The organism is Aequorivita soesokkakensis (genome assembly GCF_001641085.1).
GTDB classification, from domain to species: Bacteria; Bacteroidota; Bacteroidia; order Flavobacteriales; family Flavobacteriaceae; genus Aequorivita; species Aequorivita soesokkakensis.
Genome location: NZ_LXIE01000001.1, coordinates 433,565 through 445,940 on the forward strand (window position 1 = coordinate 433,565; position 12,376 = coordinate 445,940).

Here is a 12,376-nt window from a genome sequence, read left to right on the forward strand (position 1 = left end):
ATTGGCTGAAAAAGTAAACATCTTTTGGTTCCGAAGAGATCTGCGGTTGGATGACAACGTGGGATTTTACAAAGCGCTTCACGGAAAATTTCCAGTACTGCCACTTTTCATATTTGATTCTGAAATACTCAACGAGCTCTCAAAAGATGACGCCCGTGTCACTTTTATTTTTGAAATCCTCCAAAAAATGCGCAATGAATTGCAGGAAAAAGGTAGTAGTATTGCAATCTATCACGGCAAACCAATAGACGTCTTCAAAAAAGTGATTTCAGAATTTGAAGTTCAAAACGTGATAACCAATCACGATTATGAACCTTATGCAAAAAAACGCGATGAAGCTATTGAAAAGTTACTCACCGAAAAGGAAATAGGATTTTACACCTTTAAGGATCAGGTTATTTTTGAAAAGAGCGAAATAGTGAAAGATGATGGCGATCCGTACATTGTGTACACACCGTATATGAAAAAGTGGAAGGAAAAATTCAGAAAAGAGTATACTGAAAAGATATATTACACCAATGATTTTTTAAAAAATCTATATCAAAATTCACGACTTCCGAACCTTTCGTTAGGCGATATTGGTTTTGAAAAATCTAAGGTTGAAATTCCTGAATATGATGTTACGCCAACAACCATTCAGGAATATGAAAAGCGCCGAAATTTTCCCGCTGAGGATGCGACTTCACATCTGGGGCCACACCTTCGCTTTGGAACTGTTAGTATCCGTAAAATGATTAAGAAAGCAATTGCGGAAAAGAACGAAGTGTTTTGGCAGGAACTTATTTGGAGGGAGTTTTTTATGCAAATTCTTTGGCATTTTCCTGAAACAGTAGAAAATGCCTTTAAAAAGAAATACGACCGAATTGAATGGCGAAACAATGAGGAAGAATTCCAAAAATGGAAAGAAGGAAAAACAGGTTATCCGTTAGTTGACGCCGGAATGCGGCAACTTAATGAAACCGGCTATATGCACAACCGGGTGCGGATGGTGGTTGCTAGCTTTCTTTGCAAACACCTTTTGATTGATTGGCGTTGGGGCGAAGCCTATTTTGCAGAGAAACTACTGGATTACGAATTGTCCAGCAACGTGGGCAACTGGCAATGGGCAGCAGGAAGCGGGGTTGATGCCGCGCCTTATTTCAGGATTTTCAATCCCACTACACAAATTGAAAAATTTGATAAAGATTATAAATACATAAAGAAATGGGTTGCTGAATTTGAAACTGATAAGTATCCGAAAAAAATAGTTGACCATAAAGAAGCACGGGAAAGATGCTTACAAGTATATAAAAAAGCTGTTTCTTAAAATATGTTAATTTATGTACGATTATTCCTATTTTGTGTATTATATCGATAAAATATGTAGTTTTATCGAGAATTTAACATTGGTATTTACAAAACCCAAATTGTAAACTTATGGAAACCTACAAAAACGTATACAGTAATGGTGAAGTTATAGTTACTTATGAACCAAGCCGTTGCATTCATGCCGAAGCTTGTGCTAAAGGTCTTTCTTCAGTGTTCAAAACTTCAGTCATTCCCTGGATTGATTTAGAAGGTGCGAGCACAAAAAAAATTATTTCACAAGTAAAAAAATGCCCATCCGGGGCACTCGCATGTACGCCCGTAAAAAAGAGGGAGTTTGTTAAAGATTTTGTAATTTGAAGTGAATTTTGGGTGGTTGTGCACAATTTTTTCTACTCTTGCACTGTTAAATAAAGCATTGCACACAAACCTGAAAACATGAAGAAGATTATATTTTTAACCCTTCCCCTATTTCTTTTTACCCTGAACATAACTGCGCAGGATACAATTCAAGTCAAAAAAAACACCTTAAACGAACAAATGACGGATGCTTTTGATAAAAGCAACAGTTATCAAGAATATAAGGTTGTTAAAAAAACACAGCTTGCCACTTTAAAGCGAAATATTTTAGATTCCGTCTCTTCCTTGGAAAAAAAAATAAGTAGCCAGGATAGCGAATTGAAGCAACAAAAAAGTGAAATTGATTCGCTGCGACAGAATTTAAAAAACACCCAACAGAGTTTAACTACCTCAAAAGAAAAAGAAGACGGAATAGCAATCTTCGGTATTTTAACATCCAAAACTACCTATAATGCCATTATGTGGAGCATTATCGCTTTATTGCTGTTATTTGGAGGTTTTCTATTTTATAGATTTTTAAACAGTACAAAAATCACCAATGCCGCGGAGCTTAAAATGGTTGAAATGGAAATGGAACTGGAAGATTACCGCCGAAACAGTTTGGAGCGCGAACAAAAACTTCGAAGAAAACTACAGGACGAGATCAACAAAAACCGTAAAGCCTAAAATCTCTTAAGGTTCTGTTCTTGTGATTTTTGCCCCGATGGCGCGAAGCCGTTCATCAATATTTTCATAACCCCGGTCAATCTGCTCAATATTGTGGATTGTACTCGTGCCCTGAGCTGAAAGTGCTGCAATCAACAATGAAATTCCTGCCCGAATATCTGGCGAAACCATAGTTGTAGCCTTTAGGTTTGACTGAAAATTATGTCCAATTACCGTTGCACGGTGCGGATCGCAAAGAATAATCTTTGCGCCCATATCAATCAATTTATCTACGAAAAACAAACGGCTTTCAAACATTTTTTGATGAATAAGCACACTACCCTTTGCTTGCGTACAAACTACAAGAACAATACTTAAAAGATCTGGCGTGAAACCTGGCCAAGGAGCATCAGCCACAGTAAGGATGGAACCGTCAATATAACCTTGAATTTCGTATTCCTTTTGGGAAGGTATGTGAATATCATCCCCTTTTTTGTTGAGCTTTATTCCAAGTTTTCGGAAGGTTTCAGGAATCAATCCCAGATTTTCCCAACTTACATTTTTGATTGTGATTTCACTTCGGGTCATTGCCGCCAAACCAATCCAACTGCCAATTTCAATCATATCTGGCAAGATTCTGTGCTTGCATCCGCCAAGACTTTTAACGCCTTCAATAATCAAAAGATTGGAGCCAACACCAGAAATATTGGCGCCCATTGAATTCAGCATTTTGCATAATTGCTGAAGATATGGTTCGCAGGCTGCGTTGTAAATTGTGGTTGTGCCCTTAGCCAAAACTGCTGCCATAACAATGTTTGCAGTTCCTGTTACCGAGGCTTGGTCCAAAAGCATATACGCTCCCTTTAAACCTTTTGGAGCTTCAACTCCGTAAAAACGTTCTTCTTTGTTGTAACGGAATTTTGCCCCCAGATTTATAAATCCTTCAAAATGGGTGTCGAGTCTTCTTCTTCCAATTTTATCACCGCCGGGTCTAGGAATATAACCTTTCCCAAATCTTGCCAATAATGGACCAACAATCATTATAGAACCGCGAAGGGAGCTCCCCTCCTGCTTAAAAAGTTCCGATTCAAGGTATTCAAGATTTATTTCATCAGCTGTAAAAGCGAATTTTCCTTTTCCAAGTTTTTGGATTTTTACACCCAAATTCTCTAAAATCTTGATTAATTTATTGACGTCAAGAATATCCGGAATATTTTCAATAATCACTTTTTCCGGTGTCAACAAAACTGCACAAAGTATTTGTAATGCTTCATTTTTGGCTCCCTGAGGCGTAATTTCGCCTTTCAGTTTGTGCCCTCCTTCAATTTGAAAAGTTCCCATAAATAAAGATTGGAATTTTAGTGACGCTTACGATTGCGATTGTTATTGTTGTTTGATTTGTAGTTTTTCTTCCCAGAATTATTGGTATTGAAACGTTTCTTGTTTTTCAATAAATTGGAAGCGTCACTTAAATCCTCATCACTGTTTTTAAGATTAATTTTTCCGCCGGATAACTCAAAAAGGTGTTCGAAAATCACGTCATCTTCCACAGTGTCCTTGTTCCAATTCAGGAAACATTTTTTCATGTGATTGGCAATAGTTAAGATAAGCCCTTCCTTTTTATCGCCTTCTTCCCAACTGTTTGCAACATCTATCATCCTTTTAATATTATTTCCGTAAAAGCGGTATTTTGGATGATTTTGCGGATATTTCAAGGGTTCCGGACGCTCCATAAGTTCCTCACGGGAAGGAATCGGGAAGGGAGAATCCACATCCAACTTAAAATCTGAAATAATAAAAAGTTGGTCCCAAAGCATCGGTTGAAAATCAGGAACATCGCGAAGGTGCGGATTTAGATTACCCATAACCGCGATTATGCTTTTTGCTATTTTATTGCGCTCCTGCTTGTCTTCCGTTGCTATAGCCTGATCGACCATTTTTTGGATATGGCGGCCATATTCCGGAATAATCAATTTTGGGCGTTCTGTATTATATTCTATCTGTGCTACTTCTTGTATCAAAATGTTGTTGTTAAGGGAAGAGTTATTGTATTGGGAAAGATTGAAAATCGTTTCCCGTGCAAAATACTAAAAATTATAGTGAAATAACACCTTCAACGCTGGAAACTTCAAGATATTTTTTCACTACTTCGTCCGGAGATTGCATAGTTACTTTTATGGAAACGCTTGTGTAGGTTCCTTTCGCAGAATCACGGGTATTTATTTCAGCATCGGTAGCGTCAAAAATAGCTCTTATTTCAGCAATTTTTTCAAGATTGGCGGGAACTATAAATTTGAAAAGATATGGCGAGGGCCATGTGGTATCTTCCTCAAGTTGTTTTTTTAGGCGTTCGTAAAATTCTATAGTGTTCTTGTCCTGATCCATCAAAAAAATATTGCTATGTGTGCAACAAAGATACACTTTCACCACAAATATTTATTTACTTACTTTGTATAAAATTCAAACTTTTGGAAGCAAAAAGAATTGTAATTACGGGTGGACCGGGCTCAGGAAAAACAGTATTGATAAATTATTTGGAAAAGGAAGGCTATCCGGTAAAGCACGAAATTTCAAGAGCGGTTATTCTTGAAGCACAAAAAGAAGGCGTTGAACAATTATTTTTAGAAAACCCCATTCTTTTCAGTGAAAAATTGCTGGAGGGAAGGTTGAAACAGTTTCACGAAAGCAACGATTGCGCAGCACCGGTACTTTTTTATGACCGCGGAATGCCAGATGTTACGGCCTATATGGATTTTGTAAACGTTCATTATCCAACAAATTTTTCTGAGACTTGTTTTGAGAATAAATATGATGAAATATTCGTACTTCCCCCTTGGGAAGAGATTTACGAACAAGACAATGAGCGTTATGAATCTTTTGAGCAGGCAGAAAAAATCTTCGATTTCTTAAAAAAAGGTTACGAAGATTATGGCTATCATGTTTACGAAGTGCCCGTTGGATCCATTAAAGATCGGGTGGATTACATATTAAATAAACTGAAAGCAAAAATTTGACGAATGTCCACAACATCCTGACCAAATATTGGGGCTACACTTCCTTCAAACCGATGCAGGAAGAAATAATTACGTCCGTATTGAACGGAAAGGATACCGTGGCATTATTGCCCACTGGTGGCGGAAAATCCTTATGTTTCCAAATTCCGGCAATGGCAATGGATGGCATTTGCATCGTGGTTTCGCCCTTGGTAGCATTGATGGGCGACCAAGTGAATGCACTAAAGGAAAAAGGAATAAAAGCTTTGAAACTAACGGGCGGAATTTCTTTTGACGAACTGAACACTTTGCTTGATAACGCGCTCTACGGAAATTACAAATTTCTCTATCTCTCGCCCGAAAGATTGCAACAAGAGATAGTTCAGAATTACATCAAGCAAATGAATGTGAATTTAATTGCGGTTGACGAAGCGCACTGCATTTCGCAATGGGGAAATGATTTCCGGCCAGCATATAAAAATATTACTATTCTTCGCGAAATACATCCTTTGGTTCCAATTATTGCGCTTACAGCAACCGCTACGCCAGAAGTGTTGGAAGATACCATTTCCGAATTAAAAATGGAGCTTCCCGCGGTTTTCAAAGACTCGTTTGTCCGTGAAAATCTTTCGTACCAAGTTTTTAAGGAGGACGACAAATTATACAGGACGGAACAATTGCTGAAAAACAGTTCCGGTTCTGCAATTATTTATGTCAGAAATAGAAAAAGTACAATAGAAATAAGTGATCAATTAAATAGTTTGGGTATTTCAGCAACATTTTATCACGGTGGAATTTCCGCCAAGGAAAAAGCCCAAAAACTTCAAACGTGGCGAAACGGCTCCATTTCAACAATGGTTGCAACCAACGCTTTTGGCATGGGTATTGACCACCCCAATGTTCGTTTTGTTATCCACCTTCAGATTCCCGAAAGTTTGGAAAGCTATTTTCAGGAAGCAGGCCGGGCTGGGCGCGATGGCGAATATGCTTCCGCAGTGCTTCTTTATAATGAGTACGACAAAATATATGTTAAACAACAATTTGTGGAATCGCTGCCAACGACTTCCGATTTGAAAAAGATTTACAGAACCCTGAACAATTATTTTCAGATTCCCTACGGTGAAGGCGAATACACAAAACACAATTTCGGTTTTTCTGAATTCAGTAAAACTTATAATCTCAACACTTTACTTGCCTATAATGCGCTCAACAGTTTGGACCGATTGGGGATTATACAGCTTTCACAGGAATTTGGGCGAAAATCTACCGTACAGTTTTTGATTACTTCCGAAGAGGTTTTAAATTATTTTGAAAAAGACATTACTACGTCCGTTATAGGGAAAACCATCCTGAGGATTTACGGGGGGATTTTCGAAATGCCAACCTCAATAAATTTGGATTTAATTGCCTCCAAAACCGGGCAATCCATTGAAACTATTATTTCGGTTTTAAAAAAAATGGAACGCGACCAAGTTGTGGAAATGATGCTGCAAATAACCGATGCCACACTAACCTTTCTCGTGCCGAGGGAAGACGAAAAAACCATAAACGTTATTTCGCGCGAAGTGGAAGCTTTAAACAGAAAAAAAGTAGCGCAGGTAAATTCAGTAATACATTATATTGAAAACACCGAAACCTGCAGAAGCGTTCAATTGGTTTCCTATTTTGGAGAAACCACAGCCGCAAAATGTGGAATTTGTTCCGTTTGCAAAAAGCAAAACGATAATTTGTCAAGAAAGGAGATGCAACAACTTGCAAAACAAATTTTGCTGCTACTTGAAGGCGATGATTTAAGTTCGCGGGAAATTTCAGAAAGACTTACTTTTGCCGAAGCCGACATTTTAAAAGTAATTCGCGCATTGATGGATGCCGGAAAAATAAAAATTGACCCGAAAAATAAATATTTTTTAAACTGAAAAGTATGCCGAACGATTTAAGAATAGTGTTTATGGGAACCCCAGATTTTGCCGTTGGGGTCTTAAAACAAATGGTTGAGGCCGGTAAAAATATTGTAGGAATAATTACTGCCCCCGACAAACCCGCGGGACGAGGGAGAAAATTAATGGCTTCCGCAGTAAAGGAATATGCAGTTTCCCAAAACTTGAAAATTCTTCAGCCCACAAATTTAAAAGACGAATCCTTTCTCAAAGAACTAAGGGATTTAAACGCCAATCTTCAAGTTGTAGTGGCTTTCCGTATGCTTCCAAAAGCAGTTTGGCAAATGCCCGAATTGGGAACTTTCAATCTACACGCTTCACTTTTGCCACAATATAGAGGAGCAGCGCCCATAAATTGGGCAATTATCAACAATGAAGACAAAACTGGCGTCACCACATTTTTTATTGATGAAAAGATTGATACTGGAAATATCATTGCAAATAGAGAAGTTTCAATTGAAAATAAAGAAACTGCAGAAACGCTTCACGATAAATTAATGGAAACAGGCAGTGAGCTTGTTTTGGAAACCCTTCAATTAATTGAAAAGGGAATCGCTGCTCCCAAACCACAACCACAAAGTGATACTTTAAAGGAAGCGCCCAAACTTACTCCAAAAAACACACAGATAGATTGGACAAAATCAGGAAAAGAGATAGATGCTTTTATTCGCGGACTTTCCCCCTATCCTGTAGCTTGGTCAACTCTTTATAATAATAAGGAAGAGTTGAAAACTAAAATATACACTGCGGATTTTGAAAAGACCAATCACAATTTTAAAACAGGAACGATTCAAACCTCAAAAAAAGAACTGAAAGCAGCTTGTTTGGATGGGTACATCAACATTAAAGAACTTCAACTTCCGGGAAAACGCAAAATGGATGTTTCGTCACTTCTAAATGGCTATTCTTTTGAGGAAGATTCCAAATTTATGTAAACCCTTGTTATCAGTGATTTCATTAAAAATGTGAAAAATGGGCGCATGTTTATTAACAAACCACCCAAGTTATCAACAAAAATAGGGATTTACAGCGTGGTTACTTGCCTGAACGGATATTCCTGTTAAATTTGTAGGGCAATTAATCGAAGTTTAACCAACAATTTAATTTAAAAAAATTATGAACAAATCAGATTTAATCGATGCAATGGCAGCTGATGCCGGAATTACTAAAGCTGCTGCAAAGAAATCATTGGAGTCTTTTTTAGGTAACGTACAAAAATCCCTTAAAAAAGGTAACAGAGTGTCCCTTGTAGGTTTCGGATCTTGGTCAGTATCAAAAAGAGCTGCTAGAGAAGGAAGAAACCCTCAAACTGGTAAAACCATTAAAATTGCTGCTAAGAAAGTAGTAAAGTTCAAAGCTGGTTCAGATTTACAAAACAGCGTAAACTAATTGTAAATAATATTTTACAAAACAAGAATCCTTCTTACCATTAATTTGGAAAGAAGGATTTTTTATTGCGCTGAAATTGAGCGAATTATTGAAATTTTAAAAATTCGCGATTTTAATAAAGAATATTTATCTTAAACATCGATTTAGTAAATTTTTGGTAATCTTAAATTTAATACTTAGATTTATTTGACCAAAAAAACTATATGACCACCTTAAAACCTGCCAAAGGACTGTTATTGGTTGCCGAACCTTCCATTATTGGAGATGTTTCCTTTAACCGATCTGTAGTGCTTTTGGCTGAATATAATGAGAATGGCTCTGTTGGGTTTATACTAAACAAACCTTTAGAGCACAAGCTTCGGGATTTCGTTCCAGAGGTGAATTCCAAACTTCCCGTTTATAACGGTGGCCCGGTGGAACAAGACAACCTTTATTTTATTCACTGTATTCCTGAAATTATCCCGGACAGTATTGAAATTTCCAATGGTATTTATTGGGGTGGTGATTTTAGCGCCATTATAGACCTGCTTAAAGAAGACAAACTTAAAAAAGAACAAATACGTTTTTTTCTTGGTTATTCAGGTTGGGAAAGCGACCAACTAGAACAGGAACTTGAAGTGAACAGCTGGGTGGTGGTTCCAAATAATTATAACAATACCATTATTGGGAAAACTAACATCAATTTTTGGAAAGAAAAAATGATCGAGTTTGGCGGGGATTATATTTTATGGTCCAACGCCCCTGAAAACCCAAGTTTCAACTAACCCATCCGCGCTTTTAGGTTCAGTTTTGCCAATAGCGTTTTTGCTATCGTATTTCCAAATTCTTTTTTACGGTATTTTGTTATTGGAACAATTCCTTGAATAACATTCGTAATAAAAATTTCATCCGCTTTTTGAAGCTCAAAAGGAGAAATTGAGGTTTCTTCCAACTTGAAATCTTCCATGGTTCCCAAAATTGAAATAAGCTGCTTTCGCGTAACACCGTTAAGGGAGCCATCCGCCAAAGGGGGTGTTTTTATTGTATTTCCCGAAACCAAAAAGATGTTTCCATTAAGTGCTTCAACTACCTGTTTGTGTTCGTTCAATAGCAAACAATTTTCATAATCGTTCTCTTTCGCGTAAATGCTCCCTAAAATATTTATAAGTCTATTATTGCTTTTTAAAGTTGAAAGTAGTCCGGAAGCAACATAATGGTCTTTAAAAAGCTCCACTTCGCAATCGCCTTCATTTAAAACATAAAAAGGTGTTTCAAGATTTTCAGTTGAAATTAAATATTCAATCTCATTTGTATTTGGGGTGTATTTTCCGCCTGTTTTACGCCAAACCAGTAGTTTTATGCGAAATCCTACACCTTTTTTTTCTTCCGAATTGATTGTTTTTAAAATTTCCGCTTCCAGAAATTCCATCGTAAAATTCATTGGAATTTCCATTCGCAGAATTCGCATGGAGGCCATTAAGCGAAAATAATGGTCTTCCCAGAAATATATTTTTCCGCCGGAAAAGCGGAGGGTTTCAAAAACAGCATCGCCATAATTCAACCCGCGATTATCAAATGAAACACTTGCTTTTTCCGTAAGATTTCCGTTCAGATTTACCATAAAAAAAACCGCCTTTGTTTAAGACGGCTCAAAGATACTATATTTTATAGGGTTCTTATACTGATCCCAAAATTTGCTTTAAGTTTGAAATCATATTGTCCCAAAGCATTTTTCCCTCTTCAATTTCGTCTTCCTCCGCATAATCCGTTACCATCAACGAAACGTCTTTGGTAATTTCATCCACTTGAATGCGAAGCTCAAAATAGAACTCTTCGCCTTCATCTTCCACCCATCTAAATTTGATTCGTTCGGGGCTTTTTTTGCTGAGCAATTTTGCTCGCTCTTCGCTGCCGGACCAGATAAAAGTGTAAAACTCACCACGGGAATTTACGTTGTCTGCATACCATTCCGAAAGACCGGAAGGGGTTGAAATATATTGGTATAATAATGAAGGGGAAACCTGAATGGGAAATTCCATTTCATATTTAATTTTGTCTTCCATAGCTGTTCGTTAGTTGATGCCCAATATATATATATTAATTTTAACCTCAAATGAAAGATTGAAAATTTTTCAGTAGATTGAAGTTTCAAAAGTGTAAATAATTTCAATAAAAACAGAACCTAATATTTGCCACAGATGATTTTGTTTCTATCTTTGCACCCGCTTGCGTAAAATGCTTTGCATTGCGCGATAAAATATGGCGAGGTAGCTCAGCTGGTTAGAGCGTCGGATTCATAACCCGGAGGTCGCGAGTTCAAGTCTCGCTCTCGCTACAAAGGTCAAAGTGCCAAAAACAAACGGCTAGGTTCATTCCTAACCGTTTTTTTTATGGAATCTATTCTCGAATTTATTACCTTGGAACACAGAATTGAACACGATTTGGAACACAAAAAGCAATTTTCTGCACCAAAAATCTACAATGCCAACGGCGACCTCAACAAGCGTTGGTATGTCTATTATTCTTTTCGAAATCCGATCAGTGGCAAGCTTGAAAGACAAAAAAATGTATATGGCATAACAAATACCTTTTCGACTTTCGAGGAAAGGATGTATGTGCTTTCCACTTATGCTAGAAATCTTTTAAAATTATTGGAGCAAGGGTACAGCCCCTATAATGACAACACAGCACTTTACCAGAATCTAAAAAAGGAAGAAGAAAATTCAGTTCCCGCCAAAAACGCTATTGCAACCGAACAATTGATGACAGACAACACCCCAATTTCAATTAAGTCTGTATTGGAAGGAAACACTGGAAACCCTACCATTCACCCAGAAAAATTGGAAAGTGCCAATTGCAACGCCGATGCAACGCTTACGGTTGAAATGGCATTGCAACAGGCATTATCCATAAAGAAGAATGTAGTAAACGAGCGAACCCTTGCGGATTATACCTACAAAGCAAAGCATCTTCTTAAATGGCTGGAAGAAAATGAGCCAACTGTAGTTGCAATGGAGCAGTTGACAAAGCAACACCTCAATACCTATCTCAATGATATTCTTGGAAGGACAAGCGCAAGGAACAGGAACAACTACAGAATAGATTTGAGCAGCCTTTTCCAGACGTTGAAAGACAATGATCTTGTTGCAGAGAACTATCTAAAAAAAATACCGCCACTACGCTCCGTTCCAGTCCGCAACAGAGGTTTTTCCCTAAAGGAGCAGGAAAAAATATTTTTATATCTAGAAGAACGCGACCCGTTGCTCCTACTCTATATAAAATTTATTTCCTACGCATTTTTAAGACCAATTGAAGCATGCAGGATAAAAGTGGAAGATGTTGACGTAACCAATAAAAGAATCCGTTTTAAGGCAAAGAACAAGCCCTACAAGACCAAAATATTGCCCCAGTTGCTAATAGATGCACTGCCAGACCTTTCTGGGCTCCCAAAGGAAAATCTTTTGTTCTCCCCAAAGGGAATTGGACTACATTGGGAATCCAAGCTGGCAAACAGAAGGGACTATTTCTCAAAACGGTTCAAGGAAGTGATAAAGGATCATTTTGGATTCAATGAGAATTATGGACTGTACAGTTTTAGGCACACCTACATTACCAAATTGTACAATGAGCTGATAAAGGAACAGGCACCATTTTCCGCAAAAAGCAGGTTGATGTTGATTACTGGCCATACCACAATGACCGCACTTGAAAAATACCTGCGTACCATTGATGCCGAAATGCCAGCCGATTATTCAGATATGTTATAAC

Annotated in this window: 14 protein-coding genes and 1 tRNA gene; 10 read left to right on the plus strand and 5 right to left on the minus strand. The window is 37.6% G+C overall.

What is annotated here, in order from left to right; all coding sequences use genetic code 11:
- Position 1: 1 nt before the first annotated feature.
- From A7A78_RS02000 to A7A78_RS02010, 3 genes are all read left to right on the plus strand, one after another.
- Complete coding sequence (locus A7A78_RS02000) at positions 2-1,306, plus strand: cryptochrome/photolyase family protein (protein WP_068760720.1); 1,305 nt, start codon at positions 2-4, stop codon at positions 1,304-1,306.
- A 110-nt stretch (positions 1,307-1,416) separates the two neighbouring features.
- Complete coding sequence (locus A7A78_RS02005; protein WP_068760722.1) at positions 1,417-1,665, plus strand: (4Fe-4S)-binding protein; 249 nt, start codon at positions 1,417-1,419, stop codon at positions 1,663-1,665.
- Between the two features lie 78 nt (positions 1,666-1,743).
- Complete coding sequence (locus A7A78_RS02010) at positions 1,744-2,331, plus strand: hypothetical protein (RefSeq protein WP_068760724.1); 588 nt, start codon at positions 1,744-1,746, stop codon at positions 2,329-2,331.
- Between the two features lie 6 nt (positions 2,332-2,337).
- Here the strand turns inward: A7A78_RS02010 and murA are convergent, their stop codons facing one another.
- The 3 genes from murA to A7A78_RS02025 form a co-directional block, all read right to left on the minus strand.
- Positions 2,338-3,651 carry a UDP-N-acetylglucosamine 1-carboxyvinyltransferase gene (gene murA, locus A7A78_RS02015; RefSeq protein WP_068760726.1) on the minus strand — a complete coding sequence of 438 codons (1,314 nt, stop codon included), beginning with the start codon at positions 3,649-3,651 and terminating at the stop codon, positions 2,338-2,340.
- Between the two features lie 17 nt (positions 3,652-3,668).
- On the minus strand, positions 3,669-4,331 hold the full coding sequence (locus A7A78_RS02020; RefSeq protein WP_068760728.1) for a DUF4290 domain-containing protein: 663 nt from the start codon (positions 4,329-4,331) through the stop codon (positions 3,669-3,671).
- Positions 4,332-4,404: 73 nt separating this feature from the next.
- Positions 4,405-4,695: a DUF493 family protein gene (locus tag A7A78_RS02025; RefSeq protein WP_068760730.1), complete on the minus strand. Its 291-nt coding sequence runs from the start codon at positions 4,693-4,695 to the stop codon at positions 4,405-4,407.
- Between the two features lie 83 nt (positions 4,696-4,778).
- Here A7A78_RS02025 and A7A78_RS02030 point away from each other — a divergent pair, with 83 nt between their 5' ends.
- The 5 genes from A7A78_RS02030 to A7A78_RS02050 all read left to right on the plus strand — a co-directional run bounded on the left by A7A78_RS02030 (position 4,779) and on the right by A7A78_RS02050 (position 9,393).
- Positions 4,779-5,324, plus strand: a complete 546-nt coding sequence (locus A7A78_RS02030; RefSeq protein WP_068760732.1) for an AAA family ATPase — start codon at positions 4,779-4,781, stop codon at positions 5,322-5,324.
- On the plus strand, positions 5,321-7,219 hold the full coding sequence (locus A7A78_RS02035) for a RecQ family ATP-dependent DNA helicase (RefSeq protein WP_068760734.1): 1,899 nt from the start codon (positions 5,321-5,323) through the stop codon (positions 7,217-7,219). Before A7A78_RS02030 ends, A7A78_RS02035 begins: the two co-directional genes overlap by 4 nt.
- A 5-nt stretch (positions 7,220-7,224) precedes the next feature.
- The gene (gene fmt / locus A7A78_RS02040; RefSeq protein WP_068760736.1) at positions 7,225-8,175 is read left to right on the plus strand and encodes a methionyl-tRNA formyltransferase; all 951 of its coding nucleotides are present in this window, start codon (positions 7,225-7,227) and stop codon (positions 8,173-8,175) included.
- A gap of 181 nt (positions 8,176-8,356) precedes the next feature.
- Positions 8,357-8,629: an HU family DNA-binding protein gene (locus A7A78_RS02045; RefSeq protein ID WP_062620916.1), complete on the plus strand. Its 273-nt coding sequence runs from the start codon at positions 8,357-8,359 to the stop codon at positions 8,627-8,629.
- A 203-nt stretch (positions 8,630-8,832) separates the two neighbouring features.
- Positions 8,833-9,393, plus strand: coding sequence for a YqgE/AlgH family protein (locus tag A7A78_RS02050; protein WP_068760739.1), 561 nt, complete (start codon positions 8,833-8,835; stop codon positions 9,391-9,393).
- Here the strand turns inward: A7A78_RS02050 and A7A78_RS02055 are convergent.
- Together A7A78_RS02055 and A7A78_RS02060 are read right to left on the minus strand one after the other, a co-directional pair.
- On the minus strand, positions 9,390-10,229 hold the full coding sequence (locus tag A7A78_RS02055) for an aminotransferase class IV (RefSeq protein WP_068760740.1): 840 nt from the start codon (positions 10,227-10,229) through the stop codon (positions 9,390-9,392). The two genes, A7A78_RS02050 and A7A78_RS02055, sit on opposite strands and share 4 nt — an antisense overlap.
- A 55-nt stretch (positions 10,230-10,284) precedes the next feature.
- Positions 10,285-10,671 carry an START-like domain-containing protein gene (locus A7A78_RS02060; protein WP_068760742.1) on the minus strand — a complete coding sequence of 129 codons (387 nt, stop codon included), beginning with the start codon at positions 10,669-10,671 and terminating at the stop codon, positions 10,285-10,287.
- A 198-nt stretch (positions 10,672-10,869) separates the two neighbouring features.
- Between A7A78_RS02060 and A7A78_RS02065 the strand changes: the two genes are divergently transcribed.
- Together A7A78_RS02065 and A7A78_RS02070 are read left to right on the plus strand one after the other, a co-directional pair.
- A tRNA-Met gene (locus A7A78_RS02065) sits at positions 10,870-10,943 on the plus strand.
- Positions 10,944-10,998: 55 nt separating this feature from the next.
- On the plus strand, positions 10,999-12,375 hold the full coding sequence (locus tag A7A78_RS02070) for a tyrosine-type recombinase/integrase (protein ID WP_068760744.1): 1,377 nt from the start codon (positions 10,999-11,001) through the stop codon (positions 12,373-12,375).
- The last annotated feature ends 1 nt before the right edge of the window (position 12,376 follow it).